General features: G+C 63.4%; 19 protein-coding genes. 3 read left to right on the top strand and 16 right to left on the bottom strand.

The genetic code is table 11. The annotated features are described in order from the left end of the window. Positions 1-67 precede the first annotated feature (67 nt). From ACFWYE_RS24580 to ACFWYE_RS24560, 5 genes are all read right to left on the bottom strand, one after another. Positions 68-559, bottom strand: a complete 492-nt coding sequence (locus tag ACFWYE_RS24580; RefSeq protein ID WP_129412331.1) for a universal stress protein — start codon at positions 557-559, stop codon at positions 68-70. Positions 560-803: 244 nt separating this feature from the next. Further along, a complete protein-coding gene (gene trpS / locus ACFWYE_RS24575; RefSeq protein ID WP_379114857.1) occupies positions 804-1,871 on the bottom strand; it encodes a tryptophan--tRNA ligase in 1,068 nt (355 codons plus the stop codon). Between the two features lie 116 nt (positions 1,872-1,987). Then, complete coding sequence (locus tag ACFWYE_RS24570; protein ID WP_379114856.1) at positions 1,988-3,181, bottom strand: acyltransferase family protein; 1,194 nt, start codon at positions 3,179-3,181, stop codon at positions 1,988-1,990. A 92-nt stretch (positions 3,182-3,273) separates the two neighbouring features. Next, entirely contained in the window at positions 3,274-4,872 is a 1,599-nt protein-coding gene (gene murJ / locus ACFWYE_RS24565) for a murein biosynthesis integral membrane protein MurJ (protein ID WP_379114855.1), read from the bottom strand. Positions 4,873-4,928: 56 nt separating this feature from the next. Then, a complete protein-coding gene (locus tag ACFWYE_RS24560) occupies positions 4,929-7,727 on the bottom strand; it encodes a [protein-PII] uridylyltransferase (RefSeq protein WP_379114854.1) in 2,799 nt (932 codons plus the stop codon). Positions 7,728-7,889: 162 nt separating this feature from the next. Here ACFWYE_RS24560 and ACFWYE_RS24555 point away from each other — a divergent pair, with 162 nt between their 5' ends. Next, positions 7,890-10,412, top strand: coding sequence for a heavy metal translocating P-type ATPase (locus ACFWYE_RS24555; RefSeq protein ID WP_379114853.1), 2,523 nt, complete (start codon positions 7,890-7,892; stop codon positions 10,410-10,412). A 235-nt stretch (positions 10,413-10,647) separates the two neighbouring features. On the opposite strand, the gene nhaA is transcribed toward ACFWYE_RS24555, so the two are convergent. The 10 genes from nhaA to ACFWYE_RS24505 form a co-directional block, all read right to left on the bottom strand. Continuing rightward, positions 10,648-11,841 (bottom strand): Na+/H+ antiporter NhaA, encoded by a 1,194-nt coding sequence (gene nhaA, locus ACFWYE_RS24550; protein ID WP_379114852.1) that lies wholly within the window; start codon positions 11,839-11,841, stop codon positions 10,648-10,650. Positions 11,842-12,045: 204 nt separating this feature from the next. Further along, positions 12,046-12,609, bottom strand: coding sequence for an ActR/PrrA/RegA family redox response regulator transcription factor (locus tag ACFWYE_RS24545; RefSeq protein WP_129412325.1), 564 nt, complete (start codon positions 12,607-12,609; stop codon positions 12,046-12,048). Between the two features lie 105 nt (positions 12,610-12,714). Then, positions 12,715-14,046 (bottom strand): ActS/PrrB/RegB family redox-sensitive histidine kinase, encoded by a 1,332-nt coding sequence (locus ACFWYE_RS24540; RefSeq protein ID WP_379065028.1) that lies wholly within the window; start codon positions 14,044-14,046, stop codon positions 12,715-12,717. A 152-nt stretch (positions 14,047-14,198) separates the two neighbouring features. Continuing rightward, the gene (gene hrpB, locus ACFWYE_RS24535) at positions 14,199-16,658 is read right to left on the bottom strand and encodes an ATP-dependent helicase HrpB (protein WP_379114851.1); all 2,460 of its coding nucleotides are present in this window, start codon (positions 16,656-16,658) and stop codon (positions 14,199-14,201) included. Positions 16,659-16,724: 66 nt separating this feature from the next. Further along, on the bottom strand, positions 16,725-17,552 hold the full coding sequence (locus tag ACFWYE_RS24530; RefSeq protein WP_379114850.1) for a dipeptide ABC transporter ATP-binding protein: 828 nt from the start codon (positions 17,550-17,552) through the stop codon (positions 16,725-16,727). After that, on the bottom strand, positions 17,549-18,400 hold the full coding sequence (locus ACFWYE_RS24525; protein ID WP_379114849.1) for an ABC transporter ATP-binding protein: 852 nt from the start codon (positions 18,398-18,400) through the stop codon (positions 17,549-17,551). The genes ACFWYE_RS24530 and ACFWYE_RS24525 overlap by 4 nt, the downstream gene beginning before the upstream one ends. 1 nt (position 18,401) lies before the next feature. Continuing rightward, the gene (locus ACFWYE_RS24520; protein WP_129412320.1) at positions 18,402-19,319 is read right to left on the bottom strand and encodes an ABC transporter permease subunit; all 918 of its coding nucleotides are present in this window, start codon (positions 19,317-19,319) and stop codon (positions 18,402-18,404) included. A 1-nt stretch (position 19,320) separates the two neighbouring features. After that, on the bottom strand, positions 19,321-20,328 hold the full coding sequence (locus ACFWYE_RS24515) for an ABC transporter permease subunit (protein WP_379114848.1): 1,008 nt from the start codon (positions 20,326-20,328) through the stop codon (positions 19,321-19,323). 65 nt (positions 20,329-20,393) lie between these two features. Then, positions 20,394-21,986, bottom strand: coding sequence for an ABC transporter substrate-binding protein (locus ACFWYE_RS24510; protein WP_129412318.1), 1,593 nt, complete (start codon positions 21,984-21,986; stop codon positions 20,394-20,396). A gap of 153 nt (positions 21,987-22,139) precedes the next feature. Then, positions 22,140-22,961 carry a hypothetical protein gene (locus ACFWYE_RS24505; RefSeq protein WP_379114913.1) on the bottom strand — a complete coding sequence of 274 codons (822 nt, stop codon included), beginning with the start codon at positions 22,959-22,961 and terminating at the stop codon, positions 22,140-22,142. Here ACFWYE_RS24505 and ACFWYE_RS24500 point away from each other — a divergent pair. Together ACFWYE_RS24500 and ACFWYE_RS24495 are read left to right on the top strand one after the other, a co-directional pair. Next, positions 22,960-24,651: a long-chain fatty acid--CoA ligase gene (locus ACFWYE_RS24500; protein WP_379114909.1), complete on the top strand. Its 1,692-nt coding sequence runs from the start codon at positions 22,960-22,962 to the stop codon at positions 24,649-24,651. The genes ACFWYE_RS24505 and ACFWYE_RS24500 overlap by 2 nt on opposite strands. 201 nt (positions 24,652-24,852) lie before the next feature. Then, positions 24,853-25,194 (top strand): hypothetical protein, encoded by a 342-nt coding sequence (locus ACFWYE_RS24495; protein ID WP_379114847.1) that lies wholly within the window; start codon positions 24,853-24,855, stop codon positions 25,192-25,194. Positions 25,195-25,224: 30 nt separating this feature from the next. Here the strand turns inward: ACFWYE_RS24495 and ACFWYE_RS24490 are convergent, their stop codons facing one another. Then, positions 25,225-26,166 carry a 2-hydroxyacid dehydrogenase gene (locus ACFWYE_RS24490; RefSeq protein ID WP_379114908.1) on the bottom strand — a complete coding sequence of 314 codons (942 nt, stop codon included), beginning with the start codon at positions 26,164-26,166 and terminating at the stop codon, positions 25,225-25,227. Between the last annotated feature and the right edge of the window lie 30 nt (positions 26,167-26,196).

Here is a 26,196-nt window from a genome sequence, read left to right as displayed (position 1 = left end):
GCCCAATCCGCCGGGCATTCAAGCAAAAGCCGGCACGGCTGTCGAATCTAATGCAGATATAGGGCGGTCAGGCCAGGCTTTCGATATCGTCGTCGGAAAGGTTTTGCGGAACGACGGTAACCGGGATCGGGAAAGCTGCGCCTTTGCCGGCGATGGACGCGACCAGCGGGCCGGGCCCTTCCTTGCCGGCGCCTGCCGCCAGAACCAGGATGGCGATATCCTGGTCTTCCTCGATCAGCTTGTGAATCTCCTCGGCGCGCTTGCCTTCGCGGACGACCAGTTCGGGTTCGATACCAACCTTCTGCCGTACCTTGCCGGCATAGGCGTCCAGCGCGGACCGTGCCGTGGTGTTGGCTTCCTCGCGCATGATCTTTTCAACGCCCAGCCAGTGCTGGAAATCGTCCGGCTCGATGACATAGAGCAACACAAGAACGCCGCCCGTGCTCTGCGCACGTTTCGAAGCATAGGCCACGGCGCGCTCGCATTCCGGCGTGTCGTCTATGACCGCCAGGAATTTGCGGCGGTGGCCGGCTTCACGACTGAGGCGTTTGGAGACCATGGCTATCCTGTTCGATAAGGCAATTCCAGGAAAAGTGTGCGGCGGTTTCCGTCCGGAATTGCGTAAACAAAAAGTCAGAGCGTTTCTGCCTTTCCGTGAAAAACGAAAACGCTCCAGCTTTGCCGCAATCTGCCACTCGCGCGGGGTCTCATGCAAGCGGCCCCGCCATGCGGTCAGGCCGAGGCTTTCCTGAAAAAGAAAGGCGACCGTGAGGGTCGCCTTTCAGGATTGGATCAATGGTTTTTCAGCCCTGCAGCAAACCGATGATGTCGCGCACCGTCTTCATGTTGGCCTCGGCCAGCACACCGGCGCGTTCGCCGCCATTGCGCAGCACCCCGTCGATGTGGCCGGGATCCGCCATGAGACGACGCATCTCGCCGGCGATCGGCGCCATCTTCTCGACCGCAAGGTCGGCGAGCGCCGGCTTGAATACCGAGAACTGCTGGCCGCCATACTCCTTCAGCACGGCTTCCTTGCTGGTGTCGGCGAGCCCGGCATAGATGCCGACCAGGTTTTCCGCTTCCGGCCTGCCGGCCAGGCCGGCAATTTCGGAAGGCAGCGCTTCGGGATCGGTCTTCGCCTTCTTGATCTTCTTCGAGATCGTATCGGCATCGTCGGTCAGGTTGATGCGCGACAGGTCGGACGGATCCGATTTCGACATCTTCTTGGATCCGTCACGCAGGCTCATGATGCGTGCGGCCGGCCCGCCGATGACCGGCTCGGTCAGTGGGAAGAAGCCATTCACCGTTTCATCGCCCATCTGGATCTCCACGCCGACGCCGAGCTCGGCAATGCGGTGCGAGAAGTCGTTGTTGAACTTCTGGGCGATGTCGCGGGTGAGCTCCAGATGCTGCTTCTGGTCGTCGCCAACCGGCACATGGGTGGCGCGGTAGACCAGGATGTCGGCAGCCATCAGGCTCGGATAGGCAAGCAGGCCGAGCGAGGCGTTCTCGCGATCCTTGCCGGCCTTGTCCTTGAACTGGGTCATGCGGTTCATCCAGCCGATGCGCGCCACGCAGTTGAACACCCAGGCGAGCTCGGCGTGCTGCATCACGCGGCTCTGGTTGAAGACGATGTGTTTTTCCGGGTCGATGCCGGCGGCCAGGAAGGCGGCGGTGATCTGCCGGGTCTGATCCTTGAGGTCTTCATGCACGAGCTGGGCGGTCAGCGAATGCAGGTCGACGACGCAGTAGATGCAATCCATCGTTTCCTGCAGGGCGACGAACTTCCGGATCGCGCCGAGATAGTTGCCGAGGTGCAGATTGCCGGTCGGCTGCACGCCGGAAAAGATAAGCGGTTTGAAGGCGGTCATGATGGTTTCCTTGGCTTGTGGAGGGCCGTTTCGCGCGCGGCGAAATTTCGGACGGCGCGTTATGGACGAAGCGGGCTTCGCGTTCAAGAGGCGGCGGGATTGCGCGGGTGCGAGAGCTAACCTTCGGCCACGATTGCCGGTTGGCGACCGGCGCTGCCTTTGCGACGGTCCGGCAGGCCGACCAGGATGCGGTAGGGCGCGGGCCAGAGGTCGGCGAGCATGGCTGCAAGCAGCGACCAGCCCGCGGTGATTGCGATCACCAGGCCAAGTTTACTCCACAACGACAGGTCAAGCGGCAGCACATAATACAGCGCCATGACCACGAAGGTCTGGTGGACAATGTAGAGCGGGAAGATCTTGGCATTCAGCCAGGTGAGCGCGGCACTCTTGCGGTTCAGGTGGAGTGCGGCAAAACCGATGGCGGCAAGGATCACCGTCCAGGCCAGCGAGAAGGTCAATGTCTTGTAGAGCACCATCTGCATGCCACCGGTTTCGCCGCCGATGCCGGCGGCCTTGCTCATCCAGGAATAGCGCCACAGCAAGGCGGTCAAGGCAGCGGCAAGGCCAAGGCTGATCCACCGTTTCGCCACGACGGTGGGTACTATGGCGGAGTGATGCTTGGCGACCAGAAAACCCAGGCCGAACCAGCTTGCCCAGACCGCGAACCAGGCACCGTCATTGTAGAGAACGTTGGTTTCGCGCGGGAAGAAGGGCAGGAAGATCAGGTGCAGCACGAGCGGCAGCAGCACGAACAGATAGATGGCCGGTGTACGGGCCATCCGCTCGAACCAGTCCGCCAGCCTGTGGCCATGCGAATGGGTGAGCAACGAGAAGATAGGCGTGCAGATTACCGTCATCACCAGCAGGTAGGCGACGAACCACATATGCGCCCAGGAAAAATTGCCGGTCGGGTAGCGGCCTTCAGTGAAATAGCGCAACACCCAGAATTCCAGCAGCGAACCCTGGAAGCGGCCATCAAGCAGGCGCTCGTACCAGACCTGTGGCACGATGATCACGCACATGGCAAAGATCAGCGGCAGGAACAGCCGCACCAGGCGACCTTTCAGGAATTCTACGGCCGTTTGCGAGCGGAAGGCGAACCAGGTGCCCATGCCGGAGACGAAGAACAGCAGCGCCAGCCGCCATGCCCGGGGAAACAAAGTCACCAGCGACAGCGTCTGGCTCTTCTCGGGACTGTTGAACAACCAGTCGAGATCATAGAGAAACGCCGCCGACGAATGATAGAGGATCAGCAGGCCGAAGGCCGAGACGCGCAGCCAGTCGATGTAGTGAAGCCTGGTGTCCTGCATGGGGCCCGCGCTCTCTTTGCGCGAGGCTGTGTTGCCTCGGCCGATCAGGCTCCTCTTAAGCGGGAAACCTTAAAAAATCGGGCTGGGTCGTCTTATTCCATGTCGGCTGGTGTGGCTGGCGTCTTGGCGCCGCCGCGCTTGATGTTGCGGCGGATCATGCCGAGATCGGCGCCGCCGATGGCGAACGCGACCACGAAGTAGATCGCTGCACCGGCCGCGCACAGCGTGGTCAATGTGACCGCCTTGGTGGCCAGGTGCGAGGCCGACGACAGCTCCGTGGCAAACCAGCGTTCGCCGAAATAGAGCGCGACGCCCATCAGCGCCGCCGCCAGGACCAGCCGGGGGATGCGCTTGAGCAGCGGGATGTCGCGGCCCCAGTGGCCGCGCCTGATCAGCACGGCAAGCAGCATGACGGCGTTGAGCCAGCCTGCCACCGCGGATGCCACCGCTATGCCCGGAGCGCCCATCGACGGAAACAAGGTCAGCGCGACGGCGACGTTCACCACCACCGAAATGGCAGCGAAGATCATTGGCGTGCGCGTATCCTCGCGCGCGAAATAGCCGGGTGTGAACGCCTTGATCAGCACGAAGGCCGGCAGGCCGAGGCCGAAGATTGCAAGGATTGCGGCCACCGTCGGGGTCGAGTTGTTGGCGGCGAAGGCACCACGCTCATAGAGCAGCCGCACGATCGGATCGGACAGCACCAGCAGGGCGGCCGCCGCCGGCAGCGTCATGAACAGCGTGAATTCGACCGAACGGTTCTGCAGGTTGGCGGCCTCGACCATGTTGCCGGATTTCAATGCGCGCGACAGCTCCGGCAGGAGCACGATCGCTACCGCAATGCCAACCACGCCGAGCGGCAGCTGATAGACACGGTCGGCATAGGCAAGCGACGAAACGGCACTGTTCTGGCCGGATGCGATCGCCGTGCCGATCAACTGGTTGATCTGGGTGATGCCACCGGTGATCGCCGCCGGCAGCGCCAGCCACAGCAACCGTTTCACGTTTGGCGTCATGTGCGGCCGCCGGAAGCCGATGCGCATGCCGGCATTGCGGACCGCGATCCAGACGATCGCCAGTTGCACGATACCTGCCGCCAGCACGCCCCAGGCCAGGCCGTAGCCGACATAATGCGCGTCCTTGCCTTCGTACCAGGCATAGGCAAGCACGGCGATGAGGATGATGTTGAGGAATACCGGTGCCACCGCGGCGGCGAAGTAGCGGCGCAGCGAATTCAGCATGCCCGCCATCATGGCACCGAGCGACATGCAGATGAGATAGGGGAACATGATGGTAGCGAGCCGCACCGTCACGTCGAATTTGCCGGGAATATCAGCGAAGCCCGGCGCCACCAGGTAGCGCACGATCAGCGGCATCGCCAGTTCCATGGCGATCGTCAGCACCAGCAGCACCGAAAACAGCACGCCGAAGACTTCCTCGGAGAAGCGCTTGGCACCGTCGATGCCGTTCGCCTCGATCTCCTTGGAGAACAGCGGCACGAAGGCGGCGTTGAAGGCGCCCTCCGCAAACAGGCGGCGGAAGGTGTTGGGCAGCTGGAATGCCGCGTTGAACGCGTCCGCCACCGGTCCGGTGCCGAGCGCGGCCGCCATGAACATCTCGCGCGTGAAGCCGAGGATGCGGCTCATCAGCGTGCCCGAGGCAACCGTCGCGAATTTCTTGACGAGGCTCATGCAGCGGTCCTGTGCCAGGCACTGGTAAAGAAACGATGAGGCATGGGGTTCTACCGTTATTCCGCCGCGGCCTTGGTTTTACTGCGCGCGCCGTGGTTTCCCTCCAGCGTCGCGATCAGCCGCTCGCGGATGGTCTTCAGCCGGTTCGGGCTCTCGATCTTCTGGTTGGTCAGATCGGTGACATAGAAGGTGTCGATCACCTTCTCGCCGAAAGTGGTGATGTGCGCCGAGGCAATGTCGAGGGACAGGTCAGAAAGCGTGCCGGTGATCTCGGAGAGCAGGCCCGGCCGGTCCAGTCCCTCGACCTCGATCACCGAAAAGCGGTTTGACAGCGTGTTGCGGATTTCGGCGCGCGGCTGGATGCGGAACGTCTTGGCGCCGCGTTTGGGCTTGGTGCGCTTCTCGATCATTTCCGGCAGCCAGGCCCGGCCCGACAGGACGTCTTCGATCAGCTTGCCGACGCGTTCCCCGCGTCTGCGCTCGTCTTCGTCGCGGTCGAATTCCCGGTTGATCAGGATCGTGTCCAGGGCGCGGCCATCGGCGGTGGTGAAGATCTGCGCATCGACGATGTTGCCGCCGGCAGCCGCGCATGCTCCTGCGATGACCGAAAGCAGGCGCGGGTGGTCCTGCGCCAGCACGGTTACCTCGGTGACCGCCTCGAACTCGTGCGTTTTGACCATGGTGGCGAGTTTTTTGCCGGCAGCATCGGCCTCGCGCACGAAGGCGGCGTGGCGTAGCTGATCCTTCAGGTCGACGGTGAGCAGATAGTTTTCATAGTGCAGGCCGACGAGATGCTTGCGCTCTTCCTGCGGCCAGTCGGACAAGGCCTCCTCCAGCCGCTCGCGCGCCGCGGCCGTGCGTTCGGCGCGCGACATTTCGGAGAAACCGCCGGTCAGGAGCAGCTCCGTTTCGTAATAGAGCGTGCGCAGCAGCTGGCCCTTCCAGCCGTTCCAGACACCGGGGCCGACGCCGCGGATGTCGCAGACGGTGAGGATGAGCAACATTTTAAGCCGTTCGACCGACTGCACGACATTGGCGAAATCCTCGATCGTCTTGCGGTCGTTGAGGTCGCGCGTCTGTGCCGTCATCGACATGATCAGATGGTTTTCCACCAGCCAGGCAACGGTTTCGGTGTCGGTGGCGGAAAGGCCCATGTGCGGGCAGAGGCGCCGGGCGATTTTCGCACCGGCTTCGGAATGATCCTCGGGCCGGCCCTTGGCGATGTCATGCAGCAGTACGGCGACGTAAAGCGCCTCACGCTGGTTCTTCAACTCACCGATCAGCTTGTGCGAGAGCGGATGGATCTTCTCGCCGCCGCCGCGCTCGATCTCGGACAGCACGTCGATGCAGCGCAACAGATGCTCGTCCACGGTATAGTGGTGATACATGTTGAACTGCATCATGGCGACGATCTTGCCGAAGTCCGGGATCAGCTTGCCGAGCAGACCGGCCTCGTTCATGCGGCGCAGGTTTAGTTCCGGCTGGCGGTCCGAGGTCAGGATGTCGAGGAACAGCCGGTTCGCCTCGGGATCGCGGCGCAGGTTGCGGTCGACCAGCTTGAGTGAGCGGGTCACCAGCTTCAACGCATCCGGGTGGTACTCCAGCGCGTGCCGGTCGGCAAACCAGAACAGCCGCAACAGGTTGACCGGATCGCGGTCGAAGACCTTGCTGTCGGCGATGTTGATGCGATCGTTGTCGACGATGAAATCGGCGGTCCCGGCCAGCTTGCGGCGGCGGCGCGAGAAGGTCAGGAACAGGCGGTTGAAGCCGGACACGTGGCTCGCCTGTTCTTCCTCGAGCGCCGCGCAGAAGATGCGGGTCAGGTCGCCGACATCCTTGGCGACCAGGAAGTAGTGTTTCATGAAGCGTTCGACGGCCGAAAGGCCGGGATGGCTCTTGTAGCCTAGCCGGTCGGCGATATCGCGCTGGATATCGAAATGCAGCCGCTCCTCGGCCTTGCCAGTCAGGAAATGCATGTGGCAGCGCACTGCCCAGAGGAAGTCCTCGGCCTTCTGGAACTGGGCGAACTCGTCGCTCGTGAACACGCCCTGGGCGACCAGTTCCTCCACCGTACGCTCGCGGTAGAAATATTTGCCGATCCAGAACAGCGTCTGCAGGTCGCGCAGGCCGCCTTTTCCGTCCTTGATGTTGGGCTCGACCAGATAGCGGCTCTCGCCACCCTTGCGGTGCCGTTCGTCGCGCTCAGCCAGCTTGGCCTGTGCGTATTCGGCGCCGGTGTTGCGCACCACTTCGCGGTCGAAACGGGTGATCAACTCGTCGCACAGTGCCTTTTCGCCCCAGACGAAGCGGGCTTCCAGCACTGCGGTACGGATCGTCATATCCGACCGCGACAGCCTGAGGCATTCTTCGATGTTGCGGGTGGCGTGGCCGACCTTCAGGCCCATGTCCCACAACATGTAGAGCATGTATTCGACGATCTGCTCGCCCCAGGTGGTCTGCTTGTAAGGCAGCAGGAAAAGCAGGTCGATGTCGGAGCCTGGTGCCAGCGTACCGCGTCCGTAGCCACCGACGGCGACGATCGCCATGCGCTCGGCGGAGGACGGATTCTTGGCACGATAGACATGGCTGACAGCGAAATCGTAGAGCGCGGCGATGACCTCGTCCATCAGATGCGAGAGCCGTGCTGCGCAGGCCGTGCCGCCGCCGTCGACCATCAGCAGGCGTTCGGCGGCCTTGCGGCCTTCGAACATCTTGGCTTTGAGCAGCTTCAGCACGGCTGTGCGTACCGCTACGCCCGATCCGTCGCCGCCTGTGTCGGCGGTCAGCGCCGACAGTTCCTCGCGCAGCCGCCTGCCGTCGATGATCTCGTCAAGCTTGAGGGGAATCTTCGCCATTGGCCTTCAGCAGCGCCTTTCCGGCGGCGTCTATAGCCTGTTTTGACGGCTATGGGTATGGGCACCCGCCAGCCTGAAGGCGACGCGTGATTTGCCCCTTGACCTTCCAGTTACTGGAAGCCCTATCTGCAGTCAAAAGCGGAAGAACCAAGGGATTCGGCTATGACGAAGGCGCATGACGGGCATCACGACCACAGCCACCATCAACACGCCAGGGATGGGTCGTGCTGTTCGGGCGCCAAGCCTGCAAGCGACGCAGTCCTGCGCGATCCGGTCTGCGGCATGGAGGTCAGCCCGAATGCCGGCAAGCCGACCCTCGAGCGTGGCGGGCGCCTTTTCCACTTCTGCTCGGAAGGTTGTCGCGGCAAGTTCGAAGCGCATCCCGAGGCGTTCCTCACCGCCAAGGATCCGGTCTGCGGCATGGATGTGGACCGTGCCAGTGCCAGGCATTTCCTGCGCCATGAAGGCGAGAAATTCTATTTCTGCTCGGAACGCTGCCAGACGAAATTCGAGGCCGACCCCAAGGCCTATCTCGGCGACCGTCCAACGCCCGCGCCTTTGCCCGCGGGCAGCCAATACACCTGCCCAATGCATCCCGAGATCATCCGTGACAAACCCGGATCCTGCCCGATCTGCGGCATGGCGCTGGAGCCGATGATGCCGACGGGCGAGGAAGGTCCCAATCCGGAGCTGGTCGATTTCACCCGCCGCTTCTGGGTAAGCGCGGTCCTTTCCATTCCCCTCCTGGTCATCACCATGGGGCCAATGGTCGGCCTGCCGTTCCTGCGTGACTGGCTGGGCGAACAGGCCGCTGTCTGGGTCGAGCTCGTTCTGGCGACACCGGTGGTGCTGTGGGCGGCGCTGCCCTTCTTCGAACGCGGCTGGGCCTCCATCGTCAACCGCAGCCCGAACATGTGGACGCTGATCTCGCTCGGCGTCGGCGCGGCCTATATCTACAGCGTCGTCGCCACGCTATTCCCGGACATCTTCCCGCATCAGTTCCGTGGCCATGGTGGCGCCGTGCCGGTGTATTTCGAGGCAGCCGCCGTCATCATCGCGCTGGTCTTCCTTGGTCAGGTGCTGGAATTGCGCGCGCGCGAAAAGACCGGTTCCGCGATCCGGGCGCTGCTCGACCTCGCCCCGAAGACGGCGCGATTGATTGGCGCCGACGGTTCCGAGAAGGATGTGCCGCTTGACCAGGTCAAGGGCGGCGACCGACTGCGCGTGCGGCCGGGCGAAGCGGTGCCGGTGGATGGCATCGTGCTGGAGGGCCGCTCCTCCGTCGACGAATCGATGATTACCGGCGAGCCAGTGCCGGTCGAGAAGATCGAGGGCGATGCGCTGACCGGTGGCACGCTGAACAAGAATGGCTCATTGGTCATGCTGGCCGAGAAGGTCGGTTCGGAGACGACGCTCGCCCGCATCGTCGAACTGGTCGCCAAGGCGCAGCGCAGTCGTGCGCCGATCCAGAGCCTGGCCGATCGTGTGTCCTTCTATTTCGTCCCGGCGGTCGTGCTGATCGCCATTGTCGCCTTCATTGCCTGGGCGGTGTTCGGGCCCGAGCCCAGCCTGGTATTTGCCATTGTCGCGGCCGTGTCGGTGCTGATCATCGCCTGTCCCTGTGCGCTGGGACTTGCGACGCCGATGTCGATCATGACAGCCACCGGGCGTGGCGCGCAGGCCGGCGTGTTGATCAAGGATGCCGCCGCGCTGGAGCGTTTCGCCTCGGTGAACACTTTGGTGGTCGACAAGACCGGCACGCTCACCGAAGGCAAGCCGAAGCTCACCGACGTCATCGCGGTGGACGGTGTGTCCGAGGAGGAACTCCTTGGATTGGCGGCGGCGCTGGAGAAGGGTTCAGAGCATCCGCTCGCCGAGGCGATCGTCGACGGCGCCGAGGAGCGCGGCCTGAAGATCGCGGGCGCCGCCGACTTCGAGGCCGTCACCGGCAAGGGCGTGTCCGGCACCGTATCCGGCCACAAGGTGGCGCTAGGCAACCTGGCCATGATGACGGACCTCGGACTGGATGCCGGCACCCTCGCCGATCGTGCCGGCGCGCTGCAGATCGACGGCAAGACAGCCATGTATGTGGCGATCGACGGCAGGCTGGCGGGCATCGTTGCGGTTGCCGATCCGATCAAGGCCACCGCCGCCGAAGCAATCCGCGCCCTGCATGATGAGAACATCACCGTGGTGATGGCGACCGGCGACAATGAGCGCACGGCCAAGGCGATTGCCAAGCGGCTCGGCATCGACCAGGTGCGCGCCAACATGCTGCCTGAGCACAAGAGCGCGCTGATCGAGGAACTGCGCAGCCGCGGCGGCGTCGTCGCCATGGCAGGCGACGGCGTCAACGATGCGCCGGCGCTGGCCGCTTCGGATGTCGGTATCGCCATGGGAACGGGCGCCGACGTGGCGATGGAAAGCGCCGGCATCACTCTGGTGAAGGGCGACCTCACCGGCATCGTGCGGGCGCGCAAGCTTGCCAAGGGCACGCTGGCCAACATCCGCCAGAACCTGTTCTTCGCGTTCCTGTACAACGTCGCCGGCGTTCCGGTGGCCGCTGGCGTGCTTTATCCGGTGTTCGGGGCGCTTCTGTCGCCGATGCTGGCAGCAGCGGCGATGAGCCTGTCTTCGGTATCGGTCATTGCCAATTCACTGAGATTGCGCACACTCAGGCTTTGATTCTTGCGGCATCCTTCCTCTGGACGGATGCCTGCCCAGGCACCACTTAGGGCCTGCAACAAGGAGACGCGAATGAACCTGATGAAGAAAATCGTCCTCGCCCTGATGGCGGCCGGCATGCTGGTTGCAGTGTTGCTGGAAACCGCGCCAGCCTAGGATAGCCGGCGGGCAATCCGGTCAAGTCAGATTTCGCAAAAGCCGGCGTCTTCGTCATGAAGCGCCGGCTTTTTTGTGCTTATTCGTCTTCGCCGTGATCCGCGACACCTGGCGCCGCCAGAAGCAGAGCCGCGCCTGCCAGCGCCGCGACCAGCGAACCGGCAAGGATGCCGACCTTGACCGCATCCTGCAGCGCCGGGTTGTCGGCAAAGGCCAGCAGCCCGATGAACAGGCTCATCGTGAAGCCGATGCCGCACAGAAGCGCGATACCGGTCATCTGCATCCAGCCGGCACGCACCGGCAGGTCGGCCAACCCGAGCTTGATCGCCAATGCCGACGCGCCGAGCACACCCACCAGCTTGCCGACGACAAGGCCGGCGGCGACGCCGAGCGTCAGCGGCTCAATCAATGTTGCGGGCGTGAAGCCGGCCAGCGAAACGCCGGCATTGGCAAAGCCGAAGATCGGGATGATGATCAGCGGCACGAAACGGTGCAGCGCGTGCTCCAGCCGGTGCAGCGGCGAATGCTCCAGGTCGTGCGCGATGCCGGGCGTTGCCCTGAGCGGAATGGTCAGCGCCAGCGCGACGCCGGCAAGGGTGGCATGCACACCCGACTTCAGCACCAGCACCCACAACACCGCGCCGAGCACGAGATAGGGCGTGAGCGACAACACACCCATGCGGTTGAGCGCGATCAGGATGATGATGACGGCCAGCGCCGCGGCGAGGTAGGCGAGCGAGAGGCCGCTTGTGTAGAACAATGCGATGATGATGACGGCGCCGAGATCGTCGATGATGGCGAGTGCTGTCAGGAACACCTTGAGCGAGGCCGGGACGCGGTTGCCGAGCAACGAGAGCACGCCGAGCGCAAAGGCGATGTCGGTGGCGGTCGGGATCGCCCAGCCGGGCAGGGCCGCGGCATTGTCCCGGTTGATGACGATATAGACCAGCGCCGGCACAACCATGCCGCCGGCGGCCGCGATGCCCGGCAGCATGCGGCGCGGCCAGGTCGACAGCTGGCCATCCAGCATCTCGCGCTTGATCTCCAGGCCGACTAGCAGGAAGAACACCGCCATCAGCGCGTCGTTCACCCAGTGCAGCACGCTGAGCGGGCCAAGATAGGCATGCAGGGCGGCGAAATAGGTTTCCGCCAACGGCGAATTGGCGACGATCAGCGCAAGTGCCGCAGCCGCGATCAGGATGATGCCGCCCGCGGCCTCGCCGTCCAGGAATTCGCGGAAAACCGAGATCGGACGCGGGTTGTCGTTCACCATGTCTGCTCCTTAAGCAATTCCGGAAAGTGCTTGGCTGTTTTGCGTCCGGAAAGGTTGGAGCGTTTCCGCGTTTCGGTGAAAAGCGGAACGCTCTGGATCGGGTTGTGGCTGGGCCGATGATGCCGAAGGCAGGGCGATGCGGCAAGCAAAGCCGCGTCGCCTGCGACAATAATGGCGGGGTCTGGACGGATTCTCGCCGAAAAATCAGCGCGGGGCGCGTTTGGCCAGGATGCGCTGCAGCGTGCGGCGGTGCATGTTCAGCCGACGCGCGGTCTCCGAAACGTTGCGTTCGCACATTTCATAGACACGCTGGATATGTTCCCAACGTACCCGGTCGGCCGACATCGGATTTTCCGGGGGCACGACGCGTTCGGCGCCGGTGCGCGTCAGCGCCGCAAAGATATCGTCGGCGTCGGCGGGCTTGGAAAGATAGTCGATGGCGCCGAGCTTCACCGCTGTCACCGCGGTGGCGATGTTGCCGTAGCCGGTCAGGATGATGGCACGCGCATCAGCGCGTTTCTCTCGGATTGCGGCAACGACGTCGAGCCCGCTGCCGTCGCCGAGACGCATGTCGACGACAGCATAGGCTGGCGGATTGGCGCGGGCCTTCACCAGCGCTTCCTCGACGCTTTCGGCGGTCTCGACCACGAAACCGCGTCCTTCCATGGCGCGTGCCAGGCGGGTGAGAAATGGCTTGTCGTCCTCGACGATCAACAGCGAGGTATCGTCGCCCGTCACCATGCTGCCTTGGGCATCTTCACCGCTCATGATGGTCCTTGTCCTTCTTCTTTATTTTTCGGCTCAGATATAGCGACTAAGCCGTAATTGTCCAATTTTGAGCGGTTTTCAGCCCGGTTTCAGGGGCGTTCTGCGTTATTCCGCCGCATCGAAACCAGCAGGATGCATTGCCGCTGCATTGACGAACACCTCCCGCGGCCAGTCGATGCGCACCACGGCTCCTTCGCCGGGGCCGCCCGAATTCTGGAATTCGATATTCGCGCCTGAACGTTCGATCAGTGTCTTGGCGATGAACAGGCCGAGCCCGAGCCCGCCGCCGCCACGTTCGGTTCCTTGTCTGGTCGACATATAGGGCTCGCCGATGCGGTCGATGATCTCCGGCGGAAAACCGCGCCCGTCGTCGGTGATCGACAGCGTCACACGCTGATCGTTCCAGCCCCAGCGCACGGTGATCGAGGAGCGGGCGAAGTCGACCGCGTTTTCGACCAGATTGCCGAGCCCATAGAGCACGCCGGGATTGCGGCGGCTTACAGGCTCGGTACCGATGCATTCGCCTGGCTGCAGGTCGATCTTGATGCCGAAGTCGCGATGCGGCGTCACCACCTCCTCGACCAGCGAGGTCAACGACAGCTGTGCAAGCAGCGGCTCGCCTTCCGAGGAGAGATTGGTCAGGCGCTTGAGGATTTCGCGGCAGCGTTCGCTCTGGCTGCGTAGCAGGGAAACATCCTCGCGGTACTTCGGATCCTTGCCCAGCGTCTTTTCCATCTCGCGTACCACCAGCGTGATGGTGGCGAGCGGAGTACCCAGTTCATGCGCAGCGGCGGCCGCCAGGCCGTCGAGCGCCGAAAGATGCTGCTCGCGCTGCAGCACCAGTTCCGTGGCGGCTAGCGCGTTGGCCAGCTGACGCGCTTCCTTGGCGACACGGAAGGCATAGATGCCAGTGAAGGCGATCGAACACAGCACCGCCACCCATACGCCTGCCACATAGGGAACTGGCATCACCAGCGTAATGTTCTCATACCAAGGCAAGGATTCATGGAAGAAGACAAGCAGCGTCGCTGCAGCGACGACCAATGCACCGAGAATGGCCGTGAGCCGCAGCGGCAATGATGTTGCCGAGATGACGACCGGCACGGTGAGCAGCAGCGCGAACGGGTTGGTGAGGCCGCCGGTAAGATAGAGCAACCCCGCAAGCTGCAGACTGTCGAACACCAGGATGCCGAAGGCGGCGGGCGGCGCCAGCCGATGCGCGGCGGGGTAGCGGAAGGCCAGGAACAGGTTCATCCAGGCCGAACAGGCGATCAGCGTGAAGCAGAAGCTCACCGGCAGCGGGAATTTCAGCACATAGGCGACGACCAGAACGGTCATGCTCTGTCCGACGATGGCCAGCCAGCGCAGCCAGATCAACGTGTTGAGCCGCAACCGGTCCGTCGGCTGGAAGTCGGGAGAGCGCTGGATCTTGATCATCAGGTCTTCTATCGCGGGTGCCTTGACGGCGCCAGTTCGGTACCCGGAGCGTTTCCGTTTTTCACGGAACTGCGGAACCGCTCTAACTCTCTGTTTTTATACAATTCCAGACACAAACCGCTGTGCACTTCTGCAGGAATTGCTTTGGCAAATCAGGTGCCGCGCGGCTTGGCGCGGCTGGTGGCGGCCGCCTCGAGCGGATTTTCCGACCAGACATGTTTCGGGTAGCGGCCGCGCATGTCGGAGCGCACGTCGGTCCAGGAACCGCGCCAGAAGCCGGGCAGATCGCGTGTCGTCTGGATCGGCCGATGCGCGGGCGACAGCAGTTCCAGGGTCAACGGCACTGTGCCACTGGCGATTGAGGGGTGGCGATCGAGGCCGAACAGTTCCTGGACGCGAATGGCCAGCACCGGTGTTTCGCCATCGTAACGGATCGGCACATGGCTGCCGGACGGCGCGTTGAAATGCGTCGGTGCGAGTGTGTCGATCCTGCGCTGAAGGTCGTGCGGCACCAGCGCGATCAGGCCGCTCGTCAAGGCGCTTCCCGAGATGGCGTTGAGCGAAGCCTCGCCGCTCAGGAAGGGCGCCAGCCAGTCATCGAGCCGTTCGATCAATGCATCGTTGGTCATGTCCGGCCATGGCGAGCCCAGGCCGCGATGCAGCCAGGCAAGGCGGTTGCGCAGGCTTTCGGCTTCCTTGCTCCACGGCAGCAGGGCAAGGCCGTGTTCGCGGATCGCTTCGATGACGGCATTGTCGGCATCTGCTCCCACCGGAGCAGGCAGCATCCGTTCAGCCAGCACGATGGCGCCGAGGCGAACCGTCTCGCGCACGCGCACCGAGCGCCTTTCCCGATCGAAACTGGTTTCGCGGCGTGTTTCGATGCGGTCGGAAAGCACTTCGCGGATTTCCTGCTCGCTCACCGGCGCTGCTGCGGTGATGCGGGCGTTCTGCGCCCTGCCCTGCAGATCGGCCACGACCAGAAATGTCTCGCCGGCGAGCCCATCGGCCGTATCCAGCATGGCGCCGGACCCGTTGGCGAGCACGAAACGCCCGCGCTCGCCACGCGCCCTGGCGACACGATCGGGCCAGGCATTGAGAAGAAGCGCCCCTGTGCTGACCGTTTCGGGTGCCGTGGAAGAAACAGTGCGTGCCAGCCTGTCGGCCAGTTGCCGCGCGGCGTTGGCGCGGGGCGAACGATCGGAAGCGAAACGCATCAGGCGCCGTTCCAGGTCGGCGCTGTCGCCACCCAGCCCGCGCTCGGTGAGAAGGACCGCCAGCCGTGCCGCGTCTGCTGCACGGCCGTGGTCGGCAGCCTCGGCCACCATATGGGCGAGCCGCACCGGCAGCGCGAGCTTTCGCATGGCGGAACCGGCTTCGGTCAGGCGTCCGGCATCGTCGATCGCATGCAAAGCCCTCAGCAGCGTACGTGCTTCTGCCAGCGCCGGCGCTGGCGGCGCGTCCAGGAAGGAAAGGCTGGCCGGATCCGCGACACCGAAAGCGGCGCAATCCAGCATCAGACCGGAAAGATCGGCTTCGAGCATCTCGGGTGGCGTGAAGGCCGGCAGTGCCGCGGTCTGTTCGGAACGCCAGAGCCGGATGGCAACGCCCGGCTGTGTGCGCCCGGCGCGGCCGGCGCGCTGTTCGGCGGAGGCGCGCGAGGCACGCACGGTCTCCAGCCGCGTCAGGCCGCTCGCCGGTTCATATTTCGGCAGCCGTGACAGCCCGGAATCGATGACGACGCGCACGCCGTCTATGGTGATCGAGGTTTCGGCGATCGCGGTTGCCAGCACAACCTTGCGCCGACCTTCCGCCGCCGGGCGAATGGCGGCGTCCTGCGCCTTGCCGTCGAGCTGGCCGTAAAGGGGAACGACATCGGTGCCGGCACCGACGCGGCCTTCGAGTTGTGCCGCCGTGCGCTCGATCTCACGCTGTCCGGGCAGGAAGGCGAGGACGCTGCCGGGTTCATCCACGAGTGCCGTTCGCACCGCCCTGGCCATCGCTTCTTCGACAGGCATACCCGAGGGGCGCTCGTCGTAGCGGATTTCGACGGGAAAGCTGCGCCCCTCGCTTTCGATGACGGGAGCACCGGACAAAAGTTTCGCCACACGTGCGCCGTCGAGGGTCGCCGACATCACCAGAAGGCGCAGGTCCGGTCGCAGCGCGCCCTGGACATCGAGGGCGAGCGCCAGTCCGAAGTCGCCATCCAGCGAGCGCTCGTGGAATTCATCGAAGATCACTGCCGACACGCCCGGCAGTTCCGGGTCATCGAGGATCATGCGCGCCAGAACGCCCTCGGTGACGACCAGGATGCGTGTCCTGGCCGACGTGCGGTTTTCCATGCGCATGGCGTAGCCGACCGTGCCGCCAGGCTCCTCACCGAGCAGGGCAGCCATGCGCCTGGCGGCTGCGCGGGCGGCAAGCCTGCGCGGTTCGAGCAGCACGATCTTTCCGGAGCCGAGCCAGGAGGCGTCGAGCAGGGCGAGTGGCACCAGCGTCGTCTTGCCTGCTCCCGGCGGTGCGACCAGCACGGCGCTGTTGCCATTGTCCAGCGCCGCAGTCAGCGCGGGCAATACGGCGGTAACGGGCAGATCAGGCAGGCGTGGCGGGCTCATCAGGCAGATGCCTGCGAGCGCCGAACACGCGCTTCGGGGGCCGAGACGAGAGACATGGAAGGTGGCCTAGGCCGCCTTCTTGCGGGCAAGCCTCGCCTTGATGCTGTCGACGTCGGCGCGCGGCGTCGCGGCGAACAGCGTCTTGGTGTAGCTGTGCTGCGGGTTGGCGAAGACCTCGTCACGCGGGCCATATTCGACGGCCTCGCCGAAATACATCACCATGACGTCGTCGGCGATGTAGCGCACCACCGACAGGTCGTGGCTGATGAAGACATATGTCAACTGGAACTCGTCCTGCAGGTCGGCAAGCAGGTTGAGAACCTGTGCCTGCACCGAAAGGTCGAGCGCCGAAACCGGCTCGTCCAGCACCAGCAGGCTCGGGTTCAGCATCAGTGCACGCGCGATGGCGATGCGCTGCCGCTGGCCGCCCGAGAACATGTGCGGATAGCGGTTGTAGTGCTCTGGTCCAAGGCCCACCTTCTTCAGCATCGCCATGGCGCGGTCGCGGCGCTCGGAAGCTGGAACGTCGGTGTTGATCACCAGCGGCTCGCCCAGTATGTCGCCGATCTTCTGGCGCGGGTTGAGCGAACCATAAGGGTTCTGGAACACGATCTGCACCTTGCGGCGCATCTCCTTGGAGAGACCGTCCTTGGCGATATCCACCTTCTTGCCGTCGATGAACAGCTCGCCGGCGCTTGGTGCATCGATCAGCGTGATGATGCGTGCAAGGGTCGACTTGCCACAGCCGGATTCACCGACGATGGCCAGCGTCTTGCCCTTCTCGACGGAGAAGGAAACACCCTTCACCGCATGCACCGTGCGCGCCGGCCGGAACATGCCGCCACCGACATGGTAGTCGCGCTTGATGTCTTTTCCTTCGACGACGACGGTCATGACGCGGCTCCCGAAACGGCGGGCTCAAACAGCATGTCGGAGACGGTCGGCAGCCGGTCGCCGGTGGCGTTGTCCGGCAAGGCCGCAAGCAGCGCGCGCGTATAGTTGCTCTTCGGATTCTCGAACAGCGACAGCACGTCGGCTTCTTCCATCTTCGTGCCCTTGTACTGCACGACGACGCGATCGGCCGTTTCGGCGACCACGCCCATGTTGTGGGTGATCATGATGAGACCCATGCCGTGTTCGGCCTGCAGCTTCATCAGAAGGTCGAGGATCTGCTTCTGGATCGTCACGTCGAGCGCGGTGGTCGGCTCATCGGCGATCAGCAGCTTCGGGTTGCAGGCGATCGCCATGGCGATCATCACGCGCTGGCACTGGCCGCCCGACATCTGGTGCGGGAAGGAATTGAGCCGCTCCTCCGGTTCGGGAATGCCGACAAGCTTGAACAGCTCGATGGCGCGTGCGCGACGCTGGGCCTTGTCCATGCCCATATGCACGCGCAGCACTTCCTCGATCTGGTAGCCCGCCGTGAAACACGGATTGAGGCTGGCAATCGGCTCCTGGAAGATCATCGAGATGTCCTTGCCGATGATCTTGCGCCGTCCCGCCGGATCGAGCGCCAGAAGGTCGATGCCGTTGAAGCTCATGCGGTCGGCCTTCACTGTCGCTGAGGGCGGCAGCAGGCCCATCACCGCCAGCATCGACACCGATTTGCCGGAGCCGGATTCGCCGACGATCGCCAGCACTTCGCGTGGCTCGATCGTCAGGTCGATGCCTTTCACCGCCATGAACGGCCCGCTCGAGGTGTCGAACGAAACCGTCAGGTTCTTGATCTCTAGCAATGCCATGTCACGACCTCTTCAGCTTGGGGTCGAGCGCATCGCGCAGACCGTCGCCGATCAGGTTGATGGCGAGCACGGTGATCAGGATGGCGAGGCCGGGGAAGGTGACGACCCATGGCGCACGCAGGATGAACTCGCGCGCGGAGGCGAGCATCGTGCCCCATTCCGGCGTCGGCGGCTGTGCACCCATGCCGAGGAAGCCGAGCGCGGCGGCTTCGAGGATGGCGTTGGAGAAGGACATCGTCGCCTGGACGATCAGCGGTGCCACGCAGTTCGGCAGGATCGTCACCACCATCATTCGCCAATGGCTGGCGCCGGCGACCTTGGCCGAGACGACATATTCGCGGTTCTTCTCGGCCATCACCGCGGCGCGGGTCAGGCGCGCGAAGTGCGGCTGCAGCACCAGCGCGATGGCCAGCATGGCGTTGAACAGGCCAGGCCCGAGGATGGCCACCAGCACAAGCGCCAGCAGCAACGACGGGAAGGCGAGGATGATGTCCATAACACGCATGATCAGCGTGTCGACCCAGCCGCGGAAGTAACCGGCCAACACACCCAGCACGATGCCCGAGGACAGCGCGAAGACGACGACGATGAGGCCGATGAACAGCGAATAGCGCGCGCCGAAGATCAGGCGTGAGAGGATGTCGCGGCCGACGGCGTCGGTGCCCAGGATGAACATCGACTTGCCGCCCTCCTGCCAGGCCGGCGGAGTGAGCAAGGCATCGCGGTACTGTTCATCCGGCATGTGCGGCGCCACCAGCGGCGCGAATATCGCCACCAGGACGAGGAGAGTGAACACCACCAGGCCGATGACGGCGCCGGTGTTCATGGAATAGTAGTGCCAGAATTCGGCGAATGCGCGCTGCTTGGGGCCGGATGGCACGGTGGCGGCGGTGGTCTCGCCTGCGGTTTGATCTGTCATGTCACTGCACCCGTATACGTGGGTTGATGACGGCATAGAGCACGTCGACGACGAGGTTCACGGCCATGACGATGAGGGCGATGATAAGCAGCCCGCTCTGCACGACGGCATAGTCGCGCTTGCCGATGGCGTCGATCATCCACTTGCCGATGCCCGGCCAGGAAAAGATCGTCTCGGTCAGGATGGCGCCGGCCATCAGCGTGCCGACCTGCAGGCCGATCGTCGTGATGACCGGGATGAGCGCGTTGCGGAACGCGTGCAGGCCGATGACTCGACGCGGCGAGAGGCCCTTGGCGCGCGCGGTACGCACATAGTCCTCGCCCAGCACCTCGAGCATCGCCGAGCGCGTTTGCCGCGCGATGACCGCGAGTGGAATGGTGGCGAGCACGATCGAAGGCAGGATCAGATGGCTTAATGCGGACCAGAAGGCGCCGGGTCGTCCGGAAAGCAGACTGTCGATCAGCATGAAACCGGTGACGGGCTTGAAGAAGAACTGCAGGCCGATGCGGCCGGAGACGGGTGTCCAGCCGAGATAGCCGGAGAAGAAGATGATGAGCAGCAGGCCCCACCAGAAGATCGGCATCGAATAGCCGGTCAGCGCCACGCCCATGGTGGCCTGGTCGAACCAGGAGCCGCGCTTGACGGCGGCGAAGATGCCTGCGGGAATGCCGATCAGGATGGCGATGATCATGGCAACGAGAGCCAGCTCGAGCGTCGCCGGGAACAGCGTCATGAATTCGCCGAAAACCGGCCGCTTGGTGGAAAGCGAGATGCCGAAATCACCACCGAGAACGCGGACGATGTAGTCGTAGTACTGGACGATATAGGGTCGGTTGAAACCGAAACGTTCGATCAGTTCGGCATAGCGTTCGGGGCTCACGCCGCGCTCGCCAGCCATAGCGAGGATCGGGTCTCCTGGAAGCAGGCGCACAAACGCGAAGGCCGCCAGCGAGATGCCGAAGATGGTTGGCACAATCAGTGCCAGCTTGTGGAGTAGATAGCGGAACATGGGCCTTAATAAAACGGCGGCGCCGAAAGTCCAGCGCCGCCGTTCCCTATTTCGCGTTGAAACGCTTATTCGGTGACGTCAACACCGTCGAAACGGTGAATACCGAGCGGATCCATGGCGAAACCGACGACTTTCTTGTTCATCGGCATGAACACCTTGGAGTGAGCGATCGTCAGCCATGGGGCCTCGCGCTTGAACACTTCCTGGGCCTTCTCGTAGATCTCGGTGCGCTTGGCGACGTCCGTGGTGGCCTTGCCCGCCTGGAGCAGGTCCTCGAACTCCTTGTTGCACCAGATCGCGTAGTTGGACTGGCCGATGGCCGAGCAGCCGAGCAGGAAGAGGAAGTTGTCCGGGTCGCCGTTGTCGCCGGTCCAGCCGAGCTGGAAGGCGCCGTCACGATCCTTGGCCTTGCCGCGTTCGCGATACTCGGTCCACTCGTAGGAGACGATCTCGGCCTTGACGCCAACCTTGGCATAGTCGGCCTGGATCATTTCGGCGACGCGCTGCGCACCCGGATTGTACGGACGCGACACCGGCATGGCCCAGATCTTCATCGAGAGATCCTTCACGCCCGCGTCGGCCAGCATCTTCTTGGCCGCTTCGGGATCGTAAGGATCGTCCTTGATGTTCTTGTTGTAGGACCACATCGTCGGCGGGATCGGGTTGACGGCCACCTGGCCGGCGCCCTGATAGACCGCGTCGATGATCGCCTGCTTGTTGACGGCCATGTTGAGGGCCTTGCGGACCTCGACCTTGTCGAACGGAGCGACCGTCGTGTTGTAGGCCATGTAGCCGACGTTCAGGCCTTCCTGCTCGGCGACGTTGAGGTTGGTGTCAGCCTTCAGGCCGGCGATATCCGCAGGGGCCGGATAGGACATGATATCGCATTCGCCGGCCTTCAGCTTCTGCGCGCGCACGGCCGCATCCGGCGTGATGGCGAAGATCAGGTCGTCGATCTTCTGGCGGCCGCCGAAATAGCCGTCCCAGGCCTGATAGCGGATGACCGCGTCAACCTGGTAGTCGACGAACTGGTAGGGGCCAGTGCCGACAGGCTTCTGCGAGAACTGCGGCAGGGTGCCGGCCTTCTCGAGCTGGTCGGCGTATTCCTTCGAGACGATCGAGGCGAAGTCCATGCCGAGGTCCGGCAGGAAAGCCACTTCCGGTTTGTTCAGCACGAACTTGACGGTGTGGTCGTCGACAACGACGATTTCCTTCAGCAGGTCCGGGAAGCCCATGCCGGCGAAGTATTCCCAGCCGGTGCCGGCCAGGTAGCTGTACCACGGGCTTTCCTTCTTCCACTGACGCTCGAAGGAGAACTTGACGTCTTCGGCGGTGAGTTCGCGGGTCGGCGTGAACCAGTCGGTCGTCTGGAACTTCACACCCTTGCGCAGCTTGAAGGTGTATTCCTTGCCGTCGTCGGAAACGGTCCAGCTCTCGGCCAGGCCGGGCGAGATGGTGGTCTTGCCGTGGTCGAATTCGACCAGGCGGGAATAGATGGTACGCGATGACGCGTCGAAGTCATTGCCGCCGCTCCACGGCGATGGGTCGAAACCCGCTGGCGACGCTTCCGAGCAATAAACCAACTGCTTGGCGTTCGCCATCCCACCCATGACGGTTGCGGCCAGCAACGCGGCCGCAAAAGTCAGTTTCGTTTTCATTGAGCACTCCCTGGTGTTCTGCCAAGCCCCTCTAGGCTCGCGAAGCGCGCATATAAGCACCGTTTTTGCGGCATTGGAACTACCTGTCTGTCCCCCATCCTGTTATGGAAATAAAATTCTATAAACCGGCAAATATCTGACAACATTATTGCTTCAACTGCTCATCACGGGAATATGAAGGCCCGTATCTTTCGTTGAAGTGCAAAAACCTCCTACAGCTGTTTGCGACGGAAAAGGACGCGCCCAGCGGGTTGTCGGCACCCTGTTGCAAATTCCGGCCAAGCTGCCGTTGGGGCAAGACTTGCACGCGAACGAATAGTCGCAATACATAGTCGGCAGCAGGGTTTTTCGGCGCGGACAGCGCCAGTCGCACGGCGCAGCAGCCCCCGCCCAAGAGGGGTCGAGCCGACCCATATCGTCGAGGGAGGAACAGGTGGCGAAGGCAACGAAGACAGCAGGTTCGGTCAAGTCAACGGCCAAGGCAAGGGCGCCTGCCGAAACAAAACCTGCGGCGGCAAAGCCGACCCAGGCCAGTACGAAGACGCCGGCCGCCAGCAAGCCGGTCAAACCGGCAGCCGCCAAGGCTGCGCTGGCAACCAAACCTGCTGCAAGGCCAACCGCGGCTGCAACGGCGAAAACCGCCACTGCTGCGGCCGCCAGGGCAACCAAACCAACAGCGCCGGCAACCAAAGCTTCCGCAAAGCCGGCGGCCGCGAAATCCGAAGCTGCAAAAACAGCCTCGTCCTCCGCGAAGGCGGTCGCGTCGAAGCCGGTCGAGAAAGCCAAGCCAGCAAAGCCCGCTGCAACAGCAGCAGCCAAAACAGCCTCGGCTCCCGCCAGGCCGAAGGCCGCAGCGGCCAAGCCTGCAGCGACCGCGAAGCCGACTGCCGCCCAGCCTGCCGCGAAGAAGGCCCCGGCCAAGGCGAGCAAACCGGCCAACACGCCAAAGGCGTCAGCGGCCCTTCCCAAGGCCATTGCTTCACTCGCAGCAGGTCAGCCTGCGAAACCATGGCTTGCCAGCTATGCAAGCGTGGTTCCGGCGGAAATCGCCGGCCTGCCGGCGGAATCCATCGGTGACCTGCTGGTCACGGCCTGCAAGAAGTTCGCATCGCATCCAGCCTATACCTGCATGGACAAGTCGATGACCTATGGCAAGCTGGAGCGGCATTCGACCGCCTTCGCCGCCTATCTGCAATCGAAGGGGCTGGCGAAGGGCGCGCGGGTCGCGATCATGATGCCGAACGTTCTGCAATATCCGGTCGCGATGATGGCGGTGCTGCGGGCGGGCTATACGGTGGTCAACGTCAATCCGCTCTATACCCCGCGCGAACTCGAGCACCAGCTCAAGGATTCCGGCGCCGAAGCGATCATCATCCTGGAGAATTTCGCCACCACGCTGCAGGCCGTCATCGCCCGCACGCCGGTCAAGCATGTCATCGTCGCTTCCATGGGCGATATGCTGGGCGGTCTGAAGGGCATGATCGTCAATCTGGTCGTGCGCAAGGTCAAGAAGCTGGTCCCGGCCTGGTCTTTGCCGGGGCATGTCAAATTCCCTGCAGCTCTGCGTGAAGGGGCGGGCAAGGCCTTCAAGCCGGTCGCCGTCACCCGCAGCGACGTCGCCTTCCTGCAATATACCGGCGGCACCACCGGCATTTCGAAGGGCGCCACCCTGCTGCACAGCAATGTGCTGGCCAATGTCGAGCAGAACCGCTTGTGGCAGGAAACGGCCTTCGTCAAACGGGCGCGGCCGGATCGCCTGATCTTCGTGTGCGCGCTGCCGCTCTATCATATCTACGCCCTGACGGTGAATGCGCTGATGGGCATGCAGCAGGGCGCGCAGAACATCCTGATCCCGAACCCGCGCGACATTCCCGGCTTCGTGAAGGAACTTCAGAAATATCCGATCAACGTGTTCCCGGGACTCAACACGCTGTTCAACGCGCTGCTCAACAACGAGGACTTCCGCAAGCTCGACTTCAAGCCGCTGCTTCTGGTCTTCGCCGGCGGCATGGCGGCGCAGCGGCCGGTCGCCGAACGCTGGAAGCAACTCACCGGCGTCAACATCTCGGAGGGCTACGGCCTGTCGGAGACCTCGCCGGTCGCGACGGCGAACCGCTTCGATGCCGATGAGTTCACCGGCACGATCGGCCTGCCGATCCCGTCGACCGAAATCTCCATCCGCGACGAGGACGGCAATCCGGTACCGCTCGGCGAAGTCGGCGAAATCTGCATCAAGGGCCCTCAGGTCATGGCCGGTTACTGGAACCGGCCCGACGAGACCGCCAAGGTGATGACCGACGATGGCTACTTTAAATCCGGCGACATGGGTTTCATGGACGACAAGGGCTACACCAAGATCGTCGACCGCAAGAAGGACATGATCCTGGTCTCCGGCTTCAACGTCTATCCAAACGAGCTCGAGGAAGTCGTCGCCCAGCACCCGGGCGTGCTGGAAGTCGCGGCGATCGGCGTTCCAGACGAGAAGTCCGGCGAGATCCCGAAGCTCTTTGTCGTCAGGAAGGATCCGGATCTCACCGCCGAGGCGCTGCTGGAATATTGCAAGCAGAACCTCACCGGCTACAAGCGGCCGAAATACATCGAGTTCCGCACCGAACTGCCGAAGACCAATGTCGGCAAGATCCTGCGGCGCGAACTGCGCGGATAGGCCCGAGCGGTACGGCTCCGCATTCCAAAGTCTTCCAAGCACGGTTGCGGGTATAGCCGCAGCCGTGCGAAATGGGCGGCCTGACTTTGAGCGTTCCGTTTTTCACGGAAAGGCGGAGACGCTCCAAGTTTTGTTTTCGTCCGCATTTTTGCGACGCCGGGTGGCTCCACCTGGCTGCAAAATGCCTTAGGAGATTCGCCGATGGCGCCGAGATCACCCGCCTTCCTGTTCCTGCTGTTGCTGGCCGGCTGCGCTGGTGATGCTTCGCTGGTGTCGCGCCAGGATGCGGCCGTGCAGACATCGATCCAATACGACAAGATCGAGTGCAAGAAGCTGATCGCCCAGCGCAACGCGGTCGCAAGCGCCGGTGGTGTCGCCACCGACGCCAAGCCGGTTTTTGCCGAAACTCCGTTGGGACTTGGCCCGGTGCTGCCGGATGTCCGGTCGACGAAACAGCGGTCAGCCGACCAGGCCGCTGGCCAGGTCGACGCCATGAACCGCTCGCTGATCAGGCGTCAGTGCATTCCCAAGCCTGCTGCTTGATCCGGTCGCGGCAAGTGCGTGCGGTGGGGCTCAATAGCCTGCCGCGCGGTCGACCGTGTTCTGCAGCGGTTCGCCGCGCTCGAGGGCCGACATCTGCGCAAGCATGATCGGCACGAGGTGATTGGGATCGGATGTCGCCGCCGCATGCGGTGTCACATAGACCTTCGGATGGCTCCACAGCAGACTGGTCCTGGGCAAAGGCTCGACCTCGAACACGTCAAGGCTCGCTTCCTTCAGGATGCCATCGTCCAGCGCGCGGACGATGTCATCGTCCTTCTGCAGCCGGCCGCGGCCTGCATTGATCAGCACGGCGCCGCCGAGCCCGTTCCTGCGGCGCAGTTCCTTGAGCAGCCCGTAGTTGATGATGCCTTGCGTGGTCGTCGTCAGCGGCAGCAGCACCACCAGGATGTCGGTGGCGTTGAGGAAGGGGATCAGGCCATTGTCGCCGGCATAGGTGGTGACGCCTTCCATCGGCCGTACGTTGCGTGACCAGCCATTGACACAGAAGCCAAGGGACAAAAGCACCGAGGCTGCGGCTCTGCCCAACGTGCCAAGTCCCATGATACCGACGGAGATGTCGCTGGCCGGCCGCTGCTGTGGTTCGTGCCACGTCTTCTTCTGCTGCTGGTAGCGATAGAGCGAGCCCTGGCGATGATGGTCGAGCACGCGCCACACCACATATTCTGTCATGTACTGGGTCAGGTTGTCGGCGACGACCTTGACGATCGGGACGTCAGGCAGGCCGGGATCGTTGAAGATATGATCGACGCCGGCGCCGATCGAAAAGATGGCGCGCAGGTTCGGCAGGCTGGAAAGCAGATTGGGCTTGTGCTTCCAGACCACCGCGTAGGCGATCGAAGGATCGTCCTTTCCGGCAGGCTCGGTCACCACTTCGCGCTCGGCGGAAAGCAGCTCGTGCCAGCGCTGCGGATGAAATCCGGTGACCGAGAGCAGGACGCGGCCCTTTTCCAGAACGGACATTCTTCTTTCTTTCCCCCGAGG

The sequence above is a fragment of the Mesorhizobium sp. NPDC059025 genome (assembly GCF_042739655.1).
Classification (GTDB): Bacteria; Pseudomonadota; Alphaproteobacteria; order Rhizobiales; family Rhizobiaceae; genus Mesorhizobium.
This window is presented reverse-complemented; position numbering and strand designations above follow the sequence as displayed.

Excerpts from the sequence above, each read along its gene's own strand:
- ACFWYE_RS24580 (WP_129412331.1), bottom strand. The coding sequence starts at position 559 with ATGGTCTCCAAACGCCTCAGTCGTGAAGCCGGCCACCGCCGCAAATTC.
- trpS (WP_379114857.1), bottom strand. The coding sequence starts at position 1,871 with ATGACCGCCTTCAAACCGCTTATCTTTTCCGGCGTGCAGCCGACCGGC.
- ACFWYE_RS24570 (WP_379114856.1), bottom strand. The coding sequence starts at position 3,181 with ATGCAGGACACCAGGCTTCACTACATCGACTGGCTGCGCGTCTCGGCC.
- murJ (WP_379114855.1), bottom strand. The coding sequence starts at position 4,872 with ATGAGCCTCGTCAAGAAATTCGCGACGGTTGCCTCGGGCACGCTGATG.
- ACFWYE_RS24560 (WP_379114854.1), bottom strand. The coding sequence starts at position 7,727 with ATGGCGAAGATTCCCCTCAAGCTTGACGAGATCATCGACGGCAGGCGG.
- ACFWYE_RS24555 (WP_379114853.1), top strand. The coding sequence starts at position 7,890 with ATGACGAAGGCGCATGACGGGCATCACGACCACAGCCACCATCAACAC.
- nhaA (WP_379114852.1), bottom strand. The coding sequence starts at position 11,841 with ATGGTGAACGACAACCCGCGTCCGATCTCGGTTTTCCGCGAATTCCTG.
- ACFWYE_RS24545 (WP_129412325.1), bottom strand. The coding sequence starts at position 12,609 with ATGAGCGGTGAAGATGCCCAAGGCAGCATGGTGACGGGCGACGATACC.
- ACFWYE_RS24540 (WP_379065028.1), bottom strand. The coding sequence starts at position 14,046 with ATGATCAAGATCCAGCGCTCTCCCGACTTCCAGCCGACGGACCGGTTG.
- hrpB (WP_379114851.1), bottom strand. The coding sequence starts at position 16,658 with ATGAGCCCGCCACGCCTGCCTGATCTGCCCGTTACCGCCGTATTGCCC.
- ACFWYE_RS24530 (WP_379114850.1), bottom strand. The coding sequence starts at position 17,552 with ATGACCGTCGTCGTCGAAGGAAAAGACATCAAGCGCGACTACCATGTC.
- ACFWYE_RS24525 (WP_379114849.1), bottom strand. The coding sequence starts at position 18,400 with ATGGCATTGCTAGAGATCAAGAACCTGACGGTTTCGTTCGACACCTCG.
- ACFWYE_RS24520 (WP_129412320.1), bottom strand. The coding sequence starts at position 19,319 with ATGACAGATCAAACCGCAGGCGAGACCACCGCCGCCACCGTGCCATCC.
- ACFWYE_RS24515 (WP_379114848.1), bottom strand. The coding sequence starts at position 20,328 with ATGTTCCGCTATCTACTCCACAAGCTGGCACTGATTGTGCCAACCATC.
- ACFWYE_RS24510 (WP_129412318.1), bottom strand. The coding sequence starts at position 21,986 with ATGAAAACGAAACTGACTTTTGCGGCCGCGTTGCTGGCCGCAACCGTC.
- ACFWYE_RS24505 (WP_379114913.1), bottom strand. The coding sequence starts at position 22,961 with ATGGCCTTGGGAAGGGCCGCTGACGCCTTTGGCGTGTTGGCCGGTTTG.
- ACFWYE_RS24495 (WP_379114847.1), top strand. The coding sequence starts at position 24,853 with ATGGCGCCGAGATCACCCGCCTTCCTGTTCCTGCTGTTGCTGGCCGGC.